This window comes from Pseudomonas cedrina subsp. cedrina (genome assembly GCF_001983175.1).
GTDB classification, from domain to species: Bacteria; Pseudomonadota; Gammaproteobacteria; order Pseudomonadales; family Pseudomonadaceae; genus Aquipseudomonas; species Aquipseudomonas cedrina.
In genome coordinates, this window is the sequence record NZ_MNPW01000002.1 from 466441 (window position 1) to 485030 (window position 18590).

At 61.6% G+C, this 18590-nt stretch carries 22 protein-coding genes; 11 read left to right on the plus strand and 11 right to left on the minus strand.

Translation table 11 applies throughout. The features are described from left to right. Nucleotides 1-60: 60 nt before the first annotated feature. Nucleotides 61-1137 carry a 3-deoxy-7-phosphoheptulonate synthase gene (locus BLL36_RS05235; RefSeq protein WP_053130701.1) on the minus strand — a complete coding sequence of 359 codons (1077 nt, stop codon included), beginning with the start codon at nucleotides 1135-1137 and terminating at the stop codon, nucleotides 61-63. 131 nt (nucleotides 1138-1268) lie between these two features. Beyond that, entirely contained in the window at nucleotides 1269-1703 is a 435-nt protein-coding gene (locus tag BLL36_RS05240) for a PilZ domain-containing protein (RefSeq protein WP_076950406.1), read from the minus strand. Between BLL36_RS05240 and BLL36_RS05245 the strand changes: the two genes are divergently transcribed. The 5 genes from BLL36_RS05245 to cysB all read left to right on the plus strand — a co-directional run bounded on the left by BLL36_RS05245 (nucleotide 1702) and on the right by cysB (nucleotide 5612). Next, complete coding sequence (locus BLL36_RS05245; RefSeq protein WP_076950407.1) at nucleotides 1702-2088, plus strand: YbbN family protein; 387 nt, start codon at nucleotides 1702-1704, stop codon at nucleotides 2086-2088. The genes BLL36_RS05240 and BLL36_RS05245 overlap by 2 nt on opposite strands. After that, nucleotides 2085-3038, plus strand: a complete 954-nt coding sequence (locus tag BLL36_RS05250) for a putative 2-dehydropantoate 2-reductase (RefSeq protein WP_076950408.1) — start codon at nucleotides 2085-2087, stop codon at nucleotides 3036-3038. Before BLL36_RS05245 ends, BLL36_RS05250 begins: the two co-directional genes overlap by 4 nt. 15 nt (nucleotides 3039-3053) lie before the next feature. Beyond that, a complete protein-coding gene (locus BLL36_RS05255) occupies nucleotides 3054-3959 on the plus strand; it encodes a 5'-nucleotidase (RefSeq protein WP_076950409.1) in 906 nt (301 codons plus the stop codon). 73 nt (nucleotides 3960-4032) lie between these two features. Continuing rightward, nucleotides 4033-4533, plus strand: coding sequence for a universal stress protein (locus tag BLL36_RS05260; RefSeq protein ID WP_076950410.1), 501 nt, complete (start codon nucleotides 4033-4035; stop codon nucleotides 4531-4533). A gap of 104 nt (nucleotides 4534-4637) precedes the next feature. Further along, nucleotides 4638-5612 carry an HTH-type transcriptional regulator CysB gene (gene cysB, locus BLL36_RS05265; protein WP_012722988.1) on the plus strand — a complete coding sequence of 325 codons (975 nt, stop codon included), beginning with the start codon at nucleotides 4638-4640 and terminating at the stop codon, nucleotides 5610-5612. 118 nt (nucleotides 5613-5730) lie between these two features. Here the strand turns inward: cysB and BLL36_RS05270 are convergent, their stop codons facing one another. Both BLL36_RS05270 and BLL36_RS05275 read right to left on the minus strand, forming a co-directional pair. Further along, nucleotides 5731-6213 (minus strand): GreA/GreB family elongation factor, encoded by a 483-nt coding sequence (locus BLL36_RS05270; protein WP_076950514.1) that lies wholly within the window; start codon nucleotides 6211-6213, stop codon nucleotides 5731-5733. Between the two features lie 5 nt (nucleotides 6214-6218). Continuing rightward, nucleotides 6219-6587, minus strand: coding sequence for a hypothetical protein (locus BLL36_RS05275; RefSeq protein WP_076950411.1), 369 nt, complete (start codon nucleotides 6585-6587; stop codon nucleotides 6219-6221). A 132-nt stretch (nucleotides 6588-6719) separates the two neighbouring features. On the opposite strand from BLL36_RS05275, the gene earP reads away from it, so the two are divergent. Continuing rightward, nucleotides 6720-7853: an elongation factor P maturation arginine rhamnosyltransferase EarP gene (gene earP, locus BLL36_RS05280; RefSeq protein ID WP_076950412.1), complete on the plus strand. Its 1134-nt coding sequence runs from the start codon at nucleotides 6720-6722 to the stop codon at nucleotides 7851-7853. 49 nt (nucleotides 7854-7902) lie between these two features. Beyond that, a complete protein-coding gene (locus BLL36_RS05285; RefSeq protein ID WP_003172723.1) occupies nucleotides 7903-8475 on the plus strand; it encodes an elongation factor P in 573 nt (190 codons plus the stop codon). A 227-nt stretch (nucleotides 8476-8702) separates the two neighbouring features. Here the strand turns inward: BLL36_RS05285 and BLL36_RS05290 are convergent, their stop codons facing one another. From BLL36_RS05290 to BLL36_RS05305, 4 genes are all read right to left on the minus strand, one after another. Then, on the minus strand, nucleotides 8703-9719 hold the full coding sequence (locus BLL36_RS05290; RefSeq protein ID WP_076950413.1) for an alpha/beta hydrolase: 1017 nt from the start codon (nucleotides 9717-9719) through the stop codon (nucleotides 8703-8705). A gap of 28 nt (nucleotides 9720-9747) precedes the next feature. After that, nucleotides 9748-10167 (minus strand): organic hydroperoxide resistance protein, encoded by a 420-nt coding sequence (locus BLL36_RS05295; protein WP_076950414.1) that lies wholly within the window; start codon nucleotides 10165-10167, stop codon nucleotides 9748-9750. Nucleotides 10168-10431: 264 nt separating this feature from the next. After that, complete coding sequence (locus BLL36_RS05300) at nucleotides 10432-10884, minus strand: MarR family winged helix-turn-helix transcriptional regulator (RefSeq protein ID WP_076950415.1); 453 nt, start codon at nucleotides 10882-10884, stop codon at nucleotides 10432-10434. 80 nt (nucleotides 10885-10964) lie between these two features. After that, nucleotides 10965-11915, minus strand: a complete 951-nt coding sequence (locus BLL36_RS05305; RefSeq protein WP_076950416.1) for a LysR family transcriptional regulator — start codon at nucleotides 11913-11915, stop codon at nucleotides 10965-10967. 109 nt (nucleotides 11916-12024) lie between these two features. Here BLL36_RS05305 and BLL36_RS05310 point away from each other — a divergent pair, with 109 nt between their 5' ends. Next, nucleotides 12025-12774, plus strand: a complete 750-nt coding sequence (locus BLL36_RS05310) for a sulfite exporter TauE/SafE family protein (protein WP_076950417.1) — start codon at nucleotides 12025-12027, stop codon at nucleotides 12772-12774. Here the strand turns inward: BLL36_RS05310 and BLL36_RS05315 are convergent. Next, nucleotides 12764-13645 carry a LysR family transcriptional regulator gene (locus tag BLL36_RS05315; protein WP_076950418.1) on the minus strand — a complete coding sequence of 294 codons (882 nt, stop codon included), beginning with the start codon at nucleotides 13643-13645 and terminating at the stop codon, nucleotides 12764-12766. The genes BLL36_RS05310 and BLL36_RS05315 overlap by 11 nt on opposite strands. Before the next feature lie 69 nt (nucleotides 13646-13714). Here BLL36_RS05315 and BLL36_RS05320 point away from each other — a divergent pair, with 69 nt between their 5' ends. Further along, nucleotides 13715-13921, plus strand: coding sequence for a DUF1127 domain-containing protein (locus BLL36_RS05320; RefSeq protein ID WP_076950419.1), 207 nt, complete (start codon nucleotides 13715-13717; stop codon nucleotides 13919-13921). Between the two features lie 45 nt (nucleotides 13922-13966). Beyond that, nucleotides 13967-15196, plus strand: a complete 1230-nt coding sequence (locus BLL36_RS05325) for a winged helix-turn-helix domain-containing protein (RefSeq protein WP_076950420.1) — start codon at nucleotides 13967-13969, stop codon at nucleotides 15194-15196. A 114-nt stretch (nucleotides 15197-15310) separates the two neighbouring features. Here BLL36_RS05325 and BLL36_RS05330 read toward each other — a convergent pair whose 3' ends face one another. After that, nucleotides 15311-16657 (minus strand): class II 3-deoxy-7-phosphoheptulonate synthase, encoded by a 1347-nt coding sequence (locus BLL36_RS05330; protein ID WP_076950421.1) that lies wholly within the window; start codon nucleotides 16655-16657, stop codon nucleotides 15311-15313. Nucleotides 16658-16781: 124 nt separating this feature from the next. Here BLL36_RS05330 and BLL36_RS05335 point away from each other — a divergent pair, with 124 nt between their 5' ends. Continuing rightward, nucleotides 16782-17537, plus strand: coding sequence for a spermidine synthase (locus tag BLL36_RS05335; RefSeq protein WP_076950422.1), 756 nt, complete (start codon nucleotides 16782-16784; stop codon nucleotides 17535-17537). Nucleotides 17538-17672: 135 nt separating this feature from the next. On the opposite strand, the gene BLL36_RS05340 is transcribed toward BLL36_RS05335, so the two are convergent. Next, nucleotides 17673-18464 carry a crotonase/enoyl-CoA hydratase family protein gene (locus tag BLL36_RS05340; RefSeq protein ID WP_076950423.1) on the minus strand — a complete coding sequence of 264 codons (792 nt, stop codon included), beginning with the start codon at nucleotides 18462-18464 and terminating at the stop codon, nucleotides 17673-17675. Nucleotides 18465-18590 lie beyond the last annotated feature (126 nt).

Genomic DNA, 18590 nt, shown 5'->3' on the forward strand with positions numbered 1-18590 from the left:
ATGACAGAATAAAAAAAACGCCGGGCTCAGCCCGGCGTTTTTGTGTGCGCAATTTAAAACTCAGGTGCGCTTGCGCTTGGGCAATACGTCCTTGAGCTTGGCATGCATGCTGCGCAGGGTGTTTTCGGTGGCGGACCAGTCGATGCAGGCATCGGTGATCGACACGCCGTACTGCAAGTCGGCCAGGTCTTTTGGAATCGCCTGGCAGCCCCAGTTCAGGTGGCTCTCGACCATCAGGCCGATGATCGACTGGTTGCCTTCCAGGATCTGGTTGGCGACGTTTTCCATCACCAGCGGCTGCAGGGCCGGGTCCTTGTTGGAGTTGGCGTGGCTGCAGTCGACCATGATGTTCGGTTTGATTTTGGCCTTGTTCAGTGCCTGCTCGCACAGCGCAACGCTGACCGAATCATAGTTGGGCTTGCCGTTGCCGCCGCGCAGCACCACGTGGCCGTAGGCGTTGCCCTTGGTGGTGACGATGGACACGCCACCTTCCTGGTTGATCCCCAGGAAACGGTGCGGGCTGGAGACCGACTGCAGCGCGTTGATCGCCACGGTCAGGCCGCCGTCGGTGCCGTTCTTGAACCCGACCGCCGAGGACAGGCCGGATGCCATTTCACGGTGGGTCTGGGATTCGGTGGTGCGTGCACCGATGGCCGACCAGCTGATCAGGTCCTGCAGGTACTGCGGGGAGATCGGGTCCAGCGCTTCGGTGGCGGTGGGCAGGCCCATTTCAGCCAGGTCCAGCAGTAGCTTGCGACCGATGTGCAGGCCGTCCTGGATCTTGAACGAGTCATCCAGGTAGGGGTCGTTGATCAAGCCTTTCCAGCCGACGGTGGTACGCGGTTTTTCGAAATAGACGCGCATCACCAGGTACAAGGTGTCGGACACTTCCGCCGCCAGCACCTTGAGGCGCTCGGCGTACTCGTGGGCAGCCTTGAGGTCGTGGATCGAGCAAGGCCCGATAACGACAAACAGGCGGTGGTCGGTGCCGTCGAGAATGTCACGGATGACTTCGCGGCCCTTGGTGACGGTCTGCAGGGCAGCGTCGCTCAAAGGGATTTCGCGCTTGAGCTGATCGGGTGTGATCAGGGTCTCGTTGGATTCGACGTTTAGGTCATTGATCGGTAAATCAGCCATCGTGTTACTCGTCAGGGTCACGGGTGCCGGCCGCCAGCTATCCCCGTGCGGCGGAGCACAGCATGATTTGGATGCAGGGGGGAGGAACCTTAGCGCGTAACACCGGCCCGCGACAATGGGCAAAGCCCGCTTTAATCCAGCGCTGGCGCCACAAAGGCCTCATGGGAGAACTCACTGGCATGGCGCGATACCCACTCGCGGGCCAGGGCCTCGAGTTGCTCGGGAGTCGGCTCGGCGTCTTCGTGCTGGCGACAATAGCGCTCTATCCGGCATGCTTGCTCACCCATTCGCGCACCGAACAGCGCATGGTCATCGGTAAACGAGACACCGACGCGGTAGCCGTCTTGCACCTTGCGGCACCACGCCACGTAGCCCGGATAACGCGCGCCGGCGCCCAGGGAAGGGATGTGCAGTTCAACCGCCGTGCCCTCACGCCAGGCGCGCGGCCAATTGCACGCGACGCCGCCCAGGCCGATAGTATGCAGGCGTTGGCGGGGTAAGGCGGGAGCGGGGCGTTGGGTCAACAAGACAGCGACATCATCAGGGTGAGGTAGAAAACGACCCATGTACACGGACTCCGAGCACCGTTCAATTCATGGCGGTGGCAGCAGTAGAGTGAAGCATCTGGAATTGACCGACCTGGATATTGACCAGCAATTGCTGGGATTTCCAGGCATTTCGCTCGTCGTATTTACCAGCGTGGGGTGTTCCAGTTGCCGTTGGGCACGCCAGCATTTACCGGGCTGGCCGTTGCCGGTGGACCGCGTGTGCTGGGTGGATGCCGGCCACAACGGCGGTGCGGTCGAACGCTACCAGATCTTTCATTTGCCGGCGTTGTTCGTGGTGTGCGAGGGTCAATTCCTCGGGCAATTACAGACGCGTCTTACTTCTTCTGACCTGTCTGAGGCCATTAACCTAGCGCTTACCCGTACGCCAGAGGATCTGCCATGACCGCACAATCACCCCGTATTGGTATCATCGGCACCGGTGCCATCGGTGGGTTCTACGGTGTAATGCTGGCGCGTGCCGGGTTCGATGTGCACTTCCTGTTGCGCAGTGAATACGCGGCGGTCAGCGAACACGGCCTGTACGTCAACAGCACCGTGCATGGCGCCTTGCACCTGCACCCGGTGCAGGCCTATGCCCGCGCCGCCGATATGCCGCCCTGCGACTGGTTGCTGGTGGGCACCAAGTCGACCGGAAATGTCGAACTGGCCCCGACCCTTGCCCAGGTCGCGGCGCCGGATGCCAAGGTGGTGTTGCTGCAAAACGGCCTCGATGTGGAAGACAGCTTGCGTGAACACCTGCCCGCTTCGCTGCACCTGCTGGGCGGGCTGTGCTATATCGGCGTGCACCGTTGCGCGCCCGGCGTTGTCGAGCATCAGGCGCTGGGCCGGGTCAACCTGGGTTATCACAGTGGCACGGCGGCCAACGATGAAACCCGGCAGAAGGCGATTGTCGAAGCCGGCGCCGCGTTGTTTCATCAGGCCGGTATCGAATCCGAAGCCATGGTCAATGTGCATCAGGCAAGGTGGCACAAACTGGTGTGGAACGTGCCCTTCAACGGGCTCTCGGTATTATTGGGCACCGGCACCACGGCGCTGATGGCGGACGAATCCAGCTGTGAGCTGATCCGGGCGCTGATGGCCGAAGTCATCAAGGGCGCGCACGCCTGCGGCCATGAAATCCCCAAGAGTTACGCCGAGCAGATGTTCACCATGACCCAGACCATGGCCGACTACCTGCCCAGCATGTACCACGACCACGTGCATAAACGCCCACTGGAATTGGCGGCGATCTACGCCCGGCCACTGGCCGCCGCAAAAGCCGCGGGGTGTGAACTGCCGCGGATGCAAGCGCTCTACCAAGCCTTGAGTTTTATTGATCGGCATAATCGCTGAGCCGAGGAGCAGAGCATGGCAAAGGGGATGGGCGACAAATTGGTGCTGGCGATTTCATCGCGCGCGCTGTTCGACCTGAGTGAAAGTCACAAGGTGTACCTGGCCGAAGGCGTCGAGACCTACCGCCAGTACCAGATCGAACACGAGGAGGAAATCCTCGAGCCCGGCGACGCGTTCCCGCTGGTCAAGAAACTGCTGAGCCTGAACGCCAGCCTGGGTCGTGCCCGGGTCGAGGTGGTGCTGGTGTCGCGCAACAGCGCTGATACTGGCTTGCGCGTGTTCAATTCGATCCAGCATTACGGCCTGGATATTTCCCGCGCCGCCTTCGTAGGCGGACGTAGTCCTTATCCTTATCTGGCCGCGTTTGGTTGCCATCTGTTCCTGTCGACCCATGCCGAAGATGTGCGCAGTGCACTCGACGCTGGCTTCGCGGCGGCGACGATTCTGTCAGGCGGTGCGCGCCGCGCCTGCAGCGGTGAACTGCGCATTGCCTTTGATGGCGATGCGGTGCTGTTTTCCGATGAGTCGGAGCGCGTGTACCAGGCCGGCGGTCTGGAAGCGTTCCAGGCCAACGAGCGGGAGTCGGCGCGCCAGCCTTTGCACGGCGGTCCTTTCAAAGGTTTCCTGGCGGCGCTCAACCTGTTGCAGCGCGAATTTGCGGACGACGCCTGCCCGATCCGCACCGCCTTGGTCACGGCCCGATCGGCGCCGTCCCATGAGCGGGTGATTCGCACCCTGCGTGAATGGGATATCCGTCTGGACGAGTCGTTGTTCCTCGGCGGCCTGGAAAAATCCGCATTCCTGGAGGCGTTTGCCGCCGATGTGTTTTTCGATGACCAGGCCGGGCATTGCGAAAAAGCCATGGAGTTTGTTGCCACCGGGCATGTGCCCCATGGCATCAGTAATGAGCTCAAGCGCTAAGTCAGTCGGATTCGCCGATGCGCTGCTAAGCTCATTTAATCTCCGCCATCCTGGCAGTTCCAGGGGGGGTTCCATGATTCGTTCGATGCTGTACGCCACGGACCTCGGCCTGTACGCGCCTTATGTGATGCAGCATGCGCTGGCGCTGGCCCGAACGTTCAAGGCGGACCTGTATGTGGTTCACGTGGTGGAGCCTATCGGGCTGTTCGCCGAATCGGTATTGCAGAGTTACCTCGATGAGAAAGCCCTGAGTGAATGGCAGAGCCAGGGCCTGACCACGGTGATGGCGACGATTGAACAACGGGTGCTGGACAGTTTCAGGGAGGAGTTGGGGGAGGGCGAACAAGACTTGAAGTTGATCCGCTCGGTACGGGTGATCCAGGGCGACCCGTGCGAGGTGATCCTCGACCAGTTGCGCAAATTGTCCGTGGACCTGCTGATCGTCGGCAGTCATAGCCAGGCAGCCGCGGCTGCAACACCCTTGGGACGTACCGCCGCGCGGGTGTTGCAGCTGTCTACGGTGCCGGTTTACCTGGTGCCTTCGCTGCAACGTTGCCGCAGTGATGACGTGTGAGAGGCGAAAACGATAAAAAAGTTCTAGATTTATCAATCGAACCTTTAATATAGTTATATACCGTCGCTGATACCCGTGGCGTCTATCTGCTTTGAGGGACACATATGAAGCTTCAACAACTGCGCTACATCTGGGAAGTGGCGCACCACGATCTCAACGTTTCCGCTACCGCTCAAAGCCTCTACACCTCCCAGCCTGGTATCAGCAAGCAGATCCGCCTGCTCGAAGATGAGTTGGGCGTCGAAGTGTTCGCGCGCAGCGGCAAGCACCTGACCCGCGTCACCCCGGCCGGCGAGCGCATCATCACCACCGCCGGCGAGATCCTGCGCAAGGTCGAAAGCATCAAGCAGATCGCCCAGGAATTCTCCAACGAGAAGAAGGGCACCCTGTCCATCGCCACCACCCACACCCAGGCGCGTTATGCGTTGCCGCCGGTGATCCGCGATTTCATCAAGCAGTACCCGGATGTGGCCCTGCACATGCACCAGGGCTCGCCGATGCAGATCGCCGAGATGGCCGCTGACGGCACCGTCGATTTCGCCATCGCCACCGAAGCCCTGGAGTTGTTCGGTGACTTGGTGATGATGCCGTGCTACCGCTGGAACCGTTGCGTGGTCGTGCCCCAGGGTCACCCCCTGGCCAAGCTGCCGAAGCTGACCCTGGAAGCCCTGGCGGAATACCCGATCGTCACCTACGTGTTCGGTTTCACCGGCCGTTCCAAACTCGACGAAGCCTTCAGCCATCGCGGCCTTACGCCAAAAGTGGTGTTCACCGCGGCCGACGCCGACGTGATCAAGACTTACGTGCGCCTGGGCCTGGGCGTCGGGATCGTCGCCAAGATGGCGGTCGACACCGCGCTCGACAAGGACCTGGTGGTGCTCGATGCCAGCGAACTGTTCGAGTCCAGCGTGACCAAGATCGGTTTCCGTCGCGGCACGTTCCTGCGCGGCTTCATGTGCGATTTCATCGAAAAATTCGCGCCGCACCTGACCCGTGAAGTCATGGCCAAGGCGATCCAGTGCCACAACAAGCAGGAACTGGAAGAGCTGTTCGACGGTGTGGAACTGCCCGTCCATTAAGTATTGCTGACACTGTAGGAGCGAGCTTGCTCGCGAAAAACGTCAACGAAAACGCAGCGACTCTGGTTTAACGCGGCGCTCTCAAGTTCTTCGCGAGCAAGCGCGCTCCTACAGGGGGTTACCTGGCCTCGGTAACCGTAAAGTGTTGCCGGGCGCCCGCCACCAGAATCTCCACCTCATCGCCTTCGAACTTGCCCAACAGGCTCTTGCCCAGCGGCGAGCGCGGGGTGATGACGGTCACCGGTTGCCCGACCACGTCCACCTTCAGGCCCGCCGCGTCCGGCGCGAGGAACAGCCACTGCTGGCGGTCGTTCTCGTCTGCCAGGCCCAGCAGCGCGCCGAGTTCTATACCCCGTTGCTCATCGTAGGCGCGCACTGCCATGTTCTTGCACAGCGCCAACGCCTGCTTGATTTCCTCGACCCGCTTGGCTTGCCCGGCCGCCAGGTAGGAGGCCTCGAGCCCAAGGGTGTCGTACTTGTTTTCCGCGATGTTTTCTTCGTGGGTCGCGGTTTCGTAGGCGGTCTGCGCGGCGCGCTGGGCAATGTCGAGGTCGACGCTGAGCTTTTCGAGGATCAGCAGGTGCACGGCGTGTTTATTCATGGTCATCAATCGCAGAATTGCAGGACATTGGCCCGGGTCTTTTCGTTGGGGGCGTTCTGGTCCTGTTGCAGCCAGAACTGGCATTTGGGGTTGGACAGGTTGCGCGCATTGTTGCGGGCCTGGTCCAGGGTCTGTTGCTGTTCCTGCTTCTGCAGGTTCTGCTGGTATTGCTCGAACATCCGGTTCGGTGGCTCAGGTACCACAACAGCAGGCTTGCCCAATTGCTCGACGGCCCGGGCCACCGGCGCAAGGCTCTGCGGGAACAGGTAGCGCGACGCCAGCCAAGTGCTCAGCACAATGGCGATAAACCCCAGCCAGACGCCAAACGCGATACCCACAATCAGTTTGAACAGCGACAGCGGACGATCAGCCATGATGGCCTCCTGGCAAGCATTTGTGGCGTGGCGGCAATTGTCGCACAGCCAGTGCGCAGAATAATCGCGATCAAGCCTTCTGCATCCGCGCATTTATGCGGACAATCGAGCCTTTGATCACTGGAGCCCGGAATGAAAGCCCGCTGGGATATTTTTTGCAGCGTCGTCGATAACTACGGCGACATCGGCGTGACCTGGCGCCTGGCCCGGCAATTGGTGGTGGAGCACGCGTGCGCTGTGCGCCTGTGGGTTGATGACCTGCGCGCTTTCGAACGCCTGTGCCCGGACATTGATGTGCGCCAGGATGCGCAGTGGCAGGAAGGCGTCGAAGTCCGCCATTGGCCGGCCGAATGGGTGAGTGCGCCGGCCGCCGATGTAGTGATTGCCGCGTTCGCCTGCCAGTTGCCGCCCGATTATATGGAAGCCATGGCCGCCCGCGACCGTACGCCGTTGTGGATGAATCTGGATTATCTGAGCGCTGAAGACTGGGTGGTAGGCTGCCACAGGTTGCCCTCGGTGAAATTCAAGGGCGTGCAGAAGTACTTCTTCTTTCCCGGCTTCCGACCGGGCACCGGCGGCCTGTTGCGTGAGTCGGGGTTGCTGGAACAGCGCCGGGCTTTTCAGCAGGATGCCAGTGCGCAGCGAGAATTCCTGCAAGCTCTGGGCATATTTCCCGCAGCCGATGCGCGGCTTATCTCACTGTTCGCCTACGAGAACGCTGGGTTGGCCAGTTGGCTGGAGCTGTTATCGACGGACGGGCGTGCCACTCATCTGTTGGTGCCGGAGGGGCGCGTCCTGGGTGATGTACAGCGCTGGCTGGGCCTGGAACGCCTGGCTGCGGGGGATATCCAGCAACGCGGCGCGCTGACGGTGCAGGTCATCGCCTTCGTGCCTCAAGAGCACTACGACCGCCTGCTGTGGTGCTGCGACTTCAATGCCGTGCGCGGCGAAGATTCGTTCGTGCGTGCCCAGTGGGCCGGGCGCCCGCTGCTGTGGCACATCTACCGGCAGGATGAAGACATCCACCTCGACAAGCTCGATGCCTTCCTCGAGCTCTATACCGCCGGCTTGTCACCGGCTGCAAGGGCTGCGCTGATCGGGCTCTGGCACGCCTGGAATACCGAGGGCGATATGGCGCAACCGTGGAAAATGCTGCTGGAACACTGGCCCGAGGTCAATCTGCACGCTGAAACATGGTGTCTGGAACAGGGTTTGCAGGCTGATCTTGCGACGGCACTGGTGAATTTTCATGAAAGTTGGATATGATACGCCACCTTGAATTTTGTAAATCCCATCCAAATTTCGGATATATGCAATGAAAACTGGTAAAGAACTGAAACCCGGTACAGTGATCCGTCTCGAAAACGACCCTTGGCTGGTTCAGAAAGCTGAGTTCACCAAGTCTGGTCGTAACAGCGCCATCATGAAGACCAAGCTGAAGAACCTGCTGACCGGTTACAAGACCGAGATCGTCTACAGCGCCGATGACAAACTGGACGACGTGATCCTCGACCGCAAGGAAGCGACCCTGTCCTTCATCAGCGGCGACACCTATACGTTCATGGACACCACCGACTACACCATGTACGAGCTGAACGCTGAAGATATCGAAGCCGTTCTGCCGTTCATCGAAGAAGGCATGGAAGACGTCTGCGAAGCGATCTTCTTCGAAGAGCGCCTGGTTTCCGTAGAGCTGCCGACCACCATCGTGCGTAAAGTGGCCTACACCGAAGGTTCCGCTCGCGGCGATACTTCGGGCAAGGTGATGAAGCCTGCCAAGCTGAGCAACGGTACCGAACTGCAAGTCGCCGATTTCATCGAAATCGACGACCTGATCGAGATCGACACCCGCGAAGGTGGTTCGTACAAAGGTCGCGCCAAGAAGTAATTCTGGCCCCGCCGATACGAAAAAAAGCCCGACCTAGCGTCGGGCTTTTTCATGGGCGTTACGTTTGATCGTTCCCTCGCTCCGCGTGGGAATGCATCCCGTGACGCTCCGCGTCACCCTTGCGCAGGTGTCGGATTATGCGCTGAAAGCAGGACGCGGAGCGTCCTGGGAGGCATTCCCACGCAGAGCGCGGGAACGATCTATTTCAGGGCTAGACATCGTATTGATTACTTCAGGTGTTGCTTGAGCTCGTCCGACGCCTGCAGCATTGCTGATCGCACCGCCGGCACTTGGCTGATCACGTTCAGCAAACCGTAGTCGTGGATCATGCCGTTGTAGCGCACCGCGGTCACCGGCACACCGGCTGCATCCAGCTTGCGCGCATAGGCCTCGCCTTCATCACGCAGCACGTCGGCGCCTGCGGTCTGGACCAGCGCGGGCGGCAGGCCTTTGAGCTGATCCGTGGTCGCGCGCAGCGGCGAGGCGTAGATCTCGGCACGTTGCTTGGCGTCGGTGGTGTAGTTGTCCCAGAACCACTTCATCATGTTTCGGGTGAGGAAGTGCCCTTCGGCATATTGGTTGTAGGACCCGGTGTCGAAGTTGGCGTCGGTCACCGGCCACAGCAGCAGTTGGAACTTGATCGCCGGCGTGCCCTTGTCTTTGGCCATCAGGCTGACCACCGCCGCCATATTGCCACCGACGCTGTTGCCCGCGACTGCGAGGCGCTTGCCGTCGACATTGATCTCTTTGCCATGCTCGGCCACCCATTGGGTCGCGCCGTAGGCCTGGTTGATGGCGACCGGGTAATGCGCTTCCGGCGAAGGTGTGTAGTTGACGAACACCGCCACCGCACCCGAGCCCACGACCAAATCCCGCACCAGGCGTTCATGGGTCGGGTAGTCCCCGAGCACCCAGCCGCCACCGTGGAAGAACATGAATACCGGCAATGTGCCCTTGACCCCGGCCGGACGCACGATGGTCAGGTCCAGCGGCTTGTCGTCGACCTGAATGGTTTTGTGGCTCACATCCGCTGCCGGCAGCGTAAGCTTCACACCGGCCTGGGCGCCGGTCAAAACGGCACGGGCGTCCTTTGGCGTCAGCTGTTCTATCGGCTTGCCGGTGCCGGCGTTCAACACATCCAGGAAGGCCTGGGTGTTGTGTTCCACATCACCGGTCGCCGCGAAGGCCTGGGTGATGGACAGGGCGAGCAGGGTGCCGGTGAGCGCTTTAGCGACTGTGTTCATGTTCTTCTCCTTGAGCGGCTGCGGTTGATTAAACGGTTATGTGCAGGCGGACATCGACGTTGCCACGGGTGGCGTTGGAGTACGGGCACACTTGGTGAGCAGCGTCGACCAGGCTTTGCGCGTCCTCCTGGGCCAGGCCCGGCAGGCTGATGTGCAGGTCGATATCCAGGCCGAAACCACCAGGGATCTGGCCGATGCCGACGTGGGCGGTGATCGAGGCGTCATCCGGGATTTTGCGTTTGGTCTGGCTGGCGACGAATTTCAGCGCGCCGATAAAGCAGGCCGAGTAGCCGGCAGCGAACAGTTGTTCCGGGTTGGTGGCCTGGCCACCGGCACCGCCCAGTTCCTTGGGGGTGGAGAGTTTGACGTCGAGGATGTTGTCGCTGGAAACAGCACGACCATCACGGCCGCCGGTGGCGGTGGCTACTGCGGTATAGAGTGTTTGCATGGTGGTTTCCTCAGGGTTATTTGCGCTAAATATTTGCGCGCTAAGTAGTTGGTGGGGCGAATGTATAGCGCTAATGTTTTGCGCGCAAGATAAATTTTGAAATTTTTTGCGATACGGCTTTTCGAGGTGGCACACAGACAAATGTGGGAGCTGGCTTGCCTGCGATTGCGGTGTGTCAGTCAGAGAATTGATGACTGATCTATCGCAATCGCAGGCAAGCCAGCTCCCACAGTTTTTTGTAATTCGGTGGCCGGATCTATCGCGTCAGACGCTGGCCTGAAGGTTGGTGCGCAGGGCGATCAGGTCACCTTGCAGCTTGCGCAGTTGTTCCAGCTCCAGGCCGCTGGCGCCGAGGATGCAGTGCGGAATACCCATAGCCTTATCCTGCAAGGCACGGCCGGCGTCGGTCAGCTCCACCACCACCACCCGTTCATCCTCACGGCTGCGAGTCCGGCTAAGCAGGCCTTCGCCCTCCAGGCGCTTGAGCAGTGGGGTCAGCGAACCCGGATCGGTCAGCAGGCGGTTGCTGATTTCGCCGACGGTCAACCCATCCTCTTCCCACAACACCATCATCGCCAGGTACTGCGGGTAGGTCAGGCCCAGGGCTTGCAGCAGCGGCTTGTAGACCTTGGTCATCAACAGCGACGTTGAGTGCAGAGCGAAGCACAGCTGGTTGTCCAGCATCAGCGATTCGCACGGATTGGGATTCTTGCTCATGGCGGTACCTCGAAAAAGCGTGTCTGGGCTAGAATCTAGCGGGCAAACCTTTAATGCGCCAGATAATTCTGTCCCAGCGGTCAGACCAAACCACTTTGCAGGGCCAGGTCCCAGGGCGGTACCGGGCTGAAACGGGTTTTCAGGTATTCCAGCAACAGGCGGCTGCGCGCATTGGGTTGCTGTTCCAGGCGCAGCGCATAAATGCCGGTGGTCTCCGGGCTGGGCAGGCCGTTTTCGCAGAACAATGGCAGCAGTTCGCCACGCACCAGGTACTCGCTGGCCAACCAAGTGGGCAGGTGGGCGATACCCAGCCCGGCCAAGGCGCCGGACAGCAAGGCTTCGGCGTTATTGGCGCTCAGGCGGATGCGCCGCGGGCGGTAGGTCGCGCGGCGCCCATCCAGCTCGAAGCGCCAGGCGAACATCGGCGCCAGGCCGTCCCAGTCCAGTCCATCATGCTCGCTGAGCTCACCGGGATGGCGCGGCGTGCCACGGTTTTTCAGATAGGCCGGGCTGGCGCAGGCGATGCGCACGATGCTGGCCAGCGGCGTGGCGATCAGCCGTGTATCAACGATATGCCCGGCACGCAGTACCAGGTCGACTTTGCCCAGGTGCGTCCCCTGCATATCCACAAAGCTGTCGATCAAATGCAGGTGCACGTCCAGTCCGGGGTACACGTTGAGGAAGTCCGCCACCACCGGCGCCAGGTGCCGTCGACCAAACGCTGCGGGCGCGTCCACCCGAATCAGGCCTTCCGGCGCGTGGCTCAGGGACACCGCTTCGGCCCGCGCCAGCTGCAACTCGCTGACGATCCGCCGTGCGCGCTCGGCAAACGCCAGGCCCGCCGGGGTCGGCACCACCGCGTGGGTGCTGCGCTGGAACAAGCGGCTGCCCACCGAACGTTCCAGGCTGTCGATGCGCCGCGCTACGGCTGAGGGCGTCAGAGGATGGCGGCGTGCGGCGGCGGAGAAGCTGCCGGTTTCCAGCACATCCAGAAACAGGCCCAACTGGTCGGTCAAGGTATTCGGGTTCATCGAAGCAACGCTTATGCAAGATCGGCACAGCCATTGTGCGTTGCTGTGCCTTTGCGCGCCATAGCCGACTGCGTAGCATGCAAGGCCTGGGATTGGGGAGTAACGCGCGGTGTTGGATTTGATGATTTATCTGCTTTTGGGCGCGGCCCTTGGCACGGTGGGCGGCCTGTTCGGCATTGGGGGTGGGCTGATAGCGATTCCGGTGCTGGGCGTGTTGTTCGGCCTGGATCAGCAACTGGCCCAAGGCACGGCGCTGGTGATGGTGGTGCCTAACGTGATGCTGGCGTTGTGGCGCTATCACCAGCGCAACCGTATCGAACTGCGCCATGCGCTGCCCTTGGGCTTCATGGGGTTCGTGTTTGCCTGGCTCGGCTCGATCTGGGCGGTAGGCCTGGACGCGGGCGCCATGCGCATCGGCTTTATCGCCTTCCTGCTGGCGCTTGGCGCCTACAACCTACTGCGCATGTTCACCCGCAATGCGCCGCCGACCGCGCAGATGCGTTATTCCTGGCCGTGGCTTGGGGTGCTCGGTGCTGCCTCCGGGTCCATGGGCGGTTTGTTTGGCGTTGGCGGGGCGGTGGTGGCGACGCCGGTGCTCACCAGCCTGTTCGGCACCACCCAGGTGGTGGCCCAGGGGTTGTCCCTGGCCCTGGCATTGCCCAGCACGGGCGTGACCTTGGTCACCTACGCCTGGCACCACGAAGTGGACTGGCTGATCGGCGTGCCGTTGGCGGTCGGCGGTCTGCTCAGTATCAGCTGGGGGGTGAAGGTTGCCCATGCGCTGCCGGAGCGCGTGTTGCGCGGCCTGTTCTGCGGCTTTCTGGCAGTGTGCGCGGTGATGCTGACCTTTAAAGTTTAAAACCTTCGAGAATGTACTCGGCCAGGCATTCGGTGATGGGCGACGTCATCGCCGGGTTGCGCAGCAATCGAAGATCCATCGACGGCAAGGGCGGAAAACCTTCTTCGCTGCCCAGTAAGCGCAGGTCCCCAGTCACCAGGCTTTCCACGCTGGCCATCACCGCCAGGCCGGAACTCACCACGGCCTGGATCGCCGCTACGTTAGAGCTGTGGTAGGCAAGCCGGTATTCGCGCCCGACCGCGTCCAGCGCCGTGCGGATCCACTGGGTACAGAAACTGTCGACGCCGGAAACCGCCAGCGGCAGGGCCTGGTGTTCGTCTGCGCAAAAACTTGCGGCAGCCACCCACACCATGCGCTCGGTGCGCAACAATTCGCCGATCTCACTGCCTGGCTCGCGGCTGATGACGGTCAGCGCCAGGTCCCGACGTTGCATCAGCACCGTCGAGGCCTCGCAGTGCATTTCGATCTGGATGAGCGGGTACGCCTTGGAGAACCGCTTGAGAATCCCCGGCAGGAAGCGCATCACGTAGTCATCCGGCGTGCCGATGCGCACCAGCCCGACCATGTGCGGTTCGCGCAGGGTATTGAACACCTCACTGTGCAGTTTCAGGATACGGCGCGCGTACCCCAACAGCACCTGGCCCTCGGGCGTAAGCCGCACTTGCCGCCCATCACGCTCGAACAACTTGCGCTGCAACACGTCTTCCTCCAGGCGCTTCATCTGCATGCTCACCGCCGATTGGGTGCGGTTGACCGCTTCGCCCGCGCGGGTAAAACCGCCCTGGTCAGCGATGGCGACGAAGGTGCGCAGTACTTCAGTGTCGATGCTCGGGTAGCCTGGCAATTGATCAATCTCCGAGATGTATTGCATAAGAAACATTCGTTGGATTGATCATAAGGCCTGGCACACACTCGCGTCATCCCCAATGGAGGGCGAGAGATGAAAGGGCAAAAAGGTTTTGTGTTGATGGCAAAACGTCCGTTTTCCGGAATGTTCCAGCGCATGGCGCGTTGGCAGGCGCTGCATCAAGAGCGCCAGCTGCTGGCGAGCCTGAGCGACGACGCACTCAAAGACATCGGGCTCAATCGCGGTGACGTGGAGCAGGACCGTCACCTGCATTTCTGGCAAGACCCGCTGCGAAAATGATCGCCGATGCAGTAGGGTAGTCGGTGCGCCCATACGGAGAACCCCATGCCCGCCGACCTGTGTTTTTCACTCAAGCAAGCGCGACGCATGGCGCTGGCGGCCCAAGGTTTTTCCGGGCGCCAGGCGCCGGCACTGATCAAGGCGGCGCACCTGAACCGGATGATCGAACGCCTGGGCGTGTTGCAGATCGATTCGGTCAACGCGCTGGTGCGCTCGCATTACCTGCCGCTGTTTTCCCGCCTGGGCAGCTACCCCGCGTCGATGCTTGAGCAGGCGGCCTGGAGCCAGGGGCGGCGGCGTTCGTTGTTCGAATACTGGGGGCACGAAGCCTCTCTGCTGCCGATGACGCTCTACCCGTTAATGCGCTGGCGCATGGCGCGGGCGCAGCAGGGGCAGGGCATCTATTCGCAGATGGCGCGTTTTGGTCGCGAGCAACAGGCCACGATTCAGCGGGTTCTACAAACGGTCGAGCAACAGGGCGCGCTGGGCGCCGGCAGCTTGTCGACCCGCGAAGAGCGCGCTGGCCCGTGGTGGGACTGGAGCGACGAGAAACACGCACTGGAATGGCTGTTTGCCGCCGGCCTGGTCACGGTGGCCGGCCGACGTGGCTTTGAGCGGCTTTATGATTTGCCCGAGCGGGTCATTCCGCGCGATATCCTTCAAGCCCAGGTAACGGAGGCCGAGGCCCAGCGCGGCTTGCTGCTGCACAGCGCCACGGCGTTGGGGGTGGGCACCGAAAAAGACCTGCGCGATTACTTTCGTCTTGAGCCTGGCGACAGCCGCAGTCGCCTCGCCGAGCTGGTGGAAGACGGCCAACTGCAGCTCTGCCAGGTGCAAGGCTGGAAACAACCGGCGTACTGCCTGCCTGATCCAAAAGTGCCGCGCAAAGTGCCGGCCAGCGCCTTGCTGTCGCCGTTCGATTCACTGGTCTGGGAGCGCAGCCGCACTGAACGCCTGTTCGACTTCCGCTACCGCCTGGAGATCTACACCCCGCAGGACAAACGGGTGTACGGCTACTACGTGCTGCCTTTCTTGCACAACGAGCGGATTGCTGCACGCATCGACCTGCGCGCCGAACGTGCCCATGGGCGTTTGGCCGTGCATGCGGTGCACGAGGAGGAGCCGGGGCTGGACGAGGAGGGGATGTTGGCGCTGGCATTGAATCTGCGGCAGATGGCCGATTGGCTGGGGCTTGAGCAGGTTCAGCTCAATTGCCAGCGGCCGAGTGCGGCGCGGTTAAGGATGGCGATGATCAATAGAGAGATTGGCCTTTAGGGCCCCATCGCGGGCAAGCCCGCTCCCACAGGGGATGGCATTCCTCCTTTTGAAATGCATTCCCTGTGGGGGCCGGGCTTGCCCGCGATGGCGTCAGCCCAGGCGACTGAAATTTCAGCGCTTGACCTGCTTTAACGTCTCGGCAATCAGGAACGCCAATTCCAGCGACTGATCGGCATTCATCCGTGGGTCGCAGTGCGTGTGATAGCGGTCCGACAGGCCATCCTCGGTGATCGGCCGCGCGCCGCCGATGCATTCGGTGACATTCTGCCCGGTCATTTCGATGTGGATACCGCCGGCGTATGTCCCTTCAGCCTGGTGAACCTGGAAGAACTCCTTCACTTCACCCAGGATCTGCGCAAAGTCGCGGGTCTTGTAGCCGCTGCTGGCCTTGATGGTGTTGCCGTGCATCGGGTCCGAGCTCCACAGCACCTGCTTGCCCTCGCGCTGCACGGCGCGGATCAGGCCTGGCAGGTGATCGCCGACTTTGCCTGCGCCCATGCGCGCAATCAGGTTGAGGCGGCCGGGATCGTTGTCCGGGTTGAGGATGTCGATCAGGCGGATCAGGTCGTCCGGGTTCATGCTCGGGCCGACCTTGACCCCGATCGGGTTGTTCACCCCGCGCAGGAACTCGACATGGGCACCGTCCAGTTGGCGGGTGCGGTCGCCGATCCACAGCATGTGGGCGGAGCAGTCGTAGTAGTCGTTGGTCAGGCTGTCGCGGCGCACGAAGGCTTGCTCATAGTTGAGCAGCAGCGCTTCATGGGCGGTGAAGAAGCTGGTTTCGCGCAGTTGCGGCGAGCTGTCCATGCCGCAGGCGCGCATGAACGCCAGGGTTTCGTCGATGCGGTCGGCCAGTTGGCTGTACTTCTCGGCCAGTGCGGAGTTGGCGATAAAGTCCAGGTTCCACTTGTGCACTTGATGCAGGTCGGCAAACCCGCCCTGGGCAAAAGCGCGCAGCAGGTTAAGGGTGGCGGTGGACTGGTGATAGGACTGCAACAGGCGGTCCGGGTCCGGCACACGGCTTTTTTCGTCGAAGCCGATGCCATTGACGATATCGCCACGGTAGGCGGGCAGGGTGATGCCGTCGATGGTTTCGTCGTTGGCCGAACGCGGCTTAGCGAACTGGCCGGCCATGCGCCCGACCTTCACCACCGGGCAACCGGCGGCGAAGGTCATCACAATGGCCATCTGCAGCAGTACCTTGAAGGTGTCGCGGATTTTCGCGGCGGAGAATTCGGCAAAGCTTTCGGCGCAGTCGCCGCCTTGCAACAGGAACGCACGGCCTTGGGTGACCTCGGCAAACTGGCGACGCAACTCGCGGGCTTCCCCGGCAAACACCAGCGGCGGGTAGCTGGCCAGGCTTTGCTCTACCTGCAGCAAGTGCGCAGCGTCCGGGTACTGGGGTTGTTGCTGGATCGGCAAGGCGCGCCAGCTGTCGGGGCTCCAGGGTTGGCTCATCATGAACTCGATTGGTTGATTGACGGTCGGGTGCCAATGTTATCAGCAATTAGTGCGTGACCTGTTGCCACCGCTTGGCCGACAATCGCGCCTTTGCCCTGCCGCGAACCCGTTAGGAGTAGTGATGACCGAGGAGCGTGTCGAGCGCCTGCTCGCCGAAGTCCATGATGACTTCGGCATGATCCGTGTGCTCGAAGTGGCCGATTACCGGTTTCTCGAGTTCGGCGACGCCATCGAGCAAAGCTGCGTATTTACCGCTGACCCGAGCTGGCTGGAGTACGACTATACCCGTGCGATGCTGATTGGCGCGTTGGCCCATGAGCAGCCGGAGAGCGCGCTGTTCCTCGGCTTGGGCGCCGGCACCCTGACCCAGGCGTGCCTGAAGTTCCTGCCGCTGGAAGATGTCGAAGCGATCGAGCTGCGCCCCGATGTACCGCGCCTGGCGATTGAATACCTGGGGCTGGACGATGACCCGCGGCTGTATATCCGCATCGGCGACGCCCTGCAATTGCTGGAGACCGCCGAGCCGGCCGACCTGATCTTCGTCGACCTCTATACCGACGTCGGCCCTGGCGTCGGCCACCTGGCCTGGACCTTCCTGGAAAACTGCCAGAAGAAACTCAACCCCGGCGGCTGGCTGGTGATCAACCAGTGGGCCACCGACGATGGCAAACCCCTGGGCGCAGCGTTGTTGCGTGGCTTGTATCATCGGCATTACTGGGAGCTGCCGGTCAAGGAGGGCAATGTGATTTTGCTGGTGCCTGCGGAGCTGGATCAGGCGCTGGACCTGGATGGGCTGTCTGCCAGGGCGCAAGGGCTGGCGCCGCGCCTGGGGTATTCGTTGCAGGCGTTGATCAAGGCGATTCGGCCGGCAACTTAGGCGCCTGTCAGGACGCCTTCGCGAGCAAGCCCGCTCCCACATTTGGACCTTATTCCTACAGGTTAAACGCGGTCGAGGGTGGGAGCGGGCTTGCTCGCGAAGAGGCCATCACTGCCGACGGCTAATTCAGGGTATTCAAATCCCCTTGAACACCCCCGGCCGCTTCTCGATCATCGCCCGCACACCCTCCCTGGCATCCTCGCTGTTGAACAGTTTATCCACCATCGGCTGCAATCCGGCCGTCGCGACGGCTTCACCTTCCAGGCGCGCCAACCGCGCCGACATCAATGTGGCCTGCACACCCAGCGGCGCCTGCCGCGCGATGCGGTTGGCCAGTTCGACGGCGCGCGGTAGCAAGTCTTCGCTGGCCATCACTTCCTGCACCAGGCCCAGGCGCAGGGCTTCATGGGCGTCGAACTCGTCGCCGGTCAGCAACCAGCGCATGGCATTGCCCCAGCCGGCGATCTGATGAAAGCGCAACGTCGCGCCGCCAAACGGGAAAATCCCGCGCTGTACTTCCATCTGCGCAAAGCGCGTATTGCTCGCGCAAAGATTGATGTCCGCCGCCAGCATCAGCTCGATACCGAGGGTCAGACAGTAACCCTGGGCCGCGACGATCACCGGCTTGCTCACGCGTGGGCCGCTGAACACGCCCCAGGGATCACAACCTCCCAAGGGTGGCTGCCAGCCACCGGCCATCACGCCGCTGACGTTGGCCAGGTCCAGCCCCGCGGTAAAATGATCGCCGTGGGCAAACACCACCGCCACCCGTGCTTCGGTATTTCGATCAAATTCGCCATACGCCAGGCTCAGCTCATTGAGCAGATCCAGGTCAAAAGCGTTGCGTTTGGCCGGCCGGTCCAGCCCCAGCAACAGGACATGGCCCTGGAGTTCACGGCTGACGCGGCTGCTGCTGGCTTGATTCATCGAGTGTGCCCTCGGGCGCGGGGAAGGGTTTCAGACCAAAGGGCCGGAAAAATTCAGGTGAACCGTTTAAGCGTTAGACCCAGCAGGGCCGGGCCTGTGAAAAATAGACCCTGGCGGTGTTATCTG

Bases quoted from the DNA above. Each gene is read 5' to 3' on its own strand.
- BLL36_RS05235 (WP_053130701.1), bottom strand. From the start codon at position 1,137: ATGGCTGATTTACCGATCAATGACCTAAACGTCGAATCCAACGAGACC.
- BLL36_RS05245 (WP_076950407.1), top strand. From the start codon at position 1,702: ATGTACACGGACTCCGAGCACCGTTCAATTCATGGCGGTGGCAGCAGT.
- BLL36_RS05240 (WP_076950406.1), bottom strand. From the start codon at position 1,703: ATGGGTCGTTTTCTACCTCACCCTGATGATGTCGCTGTCTTGTTGACC.
- BLL36_RS05250 (WP_076950408.1), top strand. From the start codon at position 2,085: ATGACCGCACAATCACCCCGTATTGGTATCATCGGCACCGGTGCCATC.
- BLL36_RS05255 (WP_076950409.1), top strand. From the start codon at position 3,054: ATGGCAAAGGGGATGGGCGACAAATTGGTGCTGGCGATTTCATCGCGC.
- BLL36_RS05260 (WP_076950410.1), top strand. From the start codon at position 4,033: ATGATTCGTTCGATGCTGTACGCCACGGACCTCGGCCTGTACGCGCCT.
- cysB (WP_012722988.1), top strand. From the start codon at position 4,638: ATGAAGCTTCAACAACTGCGCTACATCTGGGAAGTGGCGCACCACGAT.
- BLL36_RS05270 (WP_076950514.1), bottom strand. From the start codon at position 6,213: ATGAATAAACACGCCGTGCACCTGCTGATCCTCGAAAAGCTCAGCGTC.
- BLL36_RS05275 (WP_076950411.1), bottom strand. From the start codon at position 6,587: ATGGCTGATCGTCCGCTGTCGCTGTTCAAACTGATTGTGGGTATCGCG.
- earP (WP_076950412.1), top strand. From the start codon at position 6,720: ATGAAAGCCCGCTGGGATATTTTTTGCAGCGTCGTCGATAACTACGGC.
- BLL36_RS05285 (WP_003172723.1), top strand. From the start codon at position 7,903: ATGAAAACTGGTAAAGAACTGAAACCCGGTACAGTGATCCGTCTCGAA.
- BLL36_RS05290 (WP_076950413.1), bottom strand. From the start codon at position 9,719: ATGAACACAGTCGCTAAAGCGCTCACCGGCACCCTGCTCGCCCTGTCC.
- BLL36_RS05295 (WP_076950414.1), bottom strand. From the start codon at position 10,167: ATGCAAACACTCTATACCGCAGTAGCCACCGCCACCGGCGGCCGTGAT.
- BLL36_RS05300 (WP_076950415.1), bottom strand. From the start codon at position 10,884: ATGAGCAAGAATCCCAATCCGTGCGAATCGCTGATGCTGGACAACCAG.
- BLL36_RS05305 (WP_076950416.1), bottom strand. From the start codon at position 11,915: ATGAACCCGAATACCTTGACCGACCAGTTGGGCCTGTTTCTGGATGTG.
- BLL36_RS05315 (WP_076950418.1), bottom strand. From the start codon at position 13,645: ATGCAATACATCTCGGAGATTGATCAATTGCCAGGCTACCCGAGCATC.
- BLL36_RS05320 (WP_076950419.1), top strand. From the start codon at position 13,715: ATGAAAGGGCAAAAAGGTTTTGTGTTGATGGCAAAACGTCCGTTTTCC.
- BLL36_RS05325 (WP_076950420.1), top strand. From the start codon at position 13,967: ATGCCCGCCGACCTGTGTTTTTCACTCAAGCAAGCGCGACGCATGGCG.
- BLL36_RS05330 (WP_076950421.1), bottom strand. From the start codon at position 16,657: ATGAGCCAACCCTGGAGCCCCGACAGCTGGCGCGCCTTGCCGATCCAG.
- BLL36_RS05335 (WP_076950422.1), top strand. From the start codon at position 16,782: ATGACCGAGGAGCGTGTCGAGCGCCTGCTCGCCGAAGTCCATGATGAC.
- BLL36_RS05340 (WP_076950423.1), bottom strand. From the start codon at position 18,464: ATGAATCAAGCCAGCAGCAGCCGCGTCAGCCGTGAACTCCAGGGCCAT.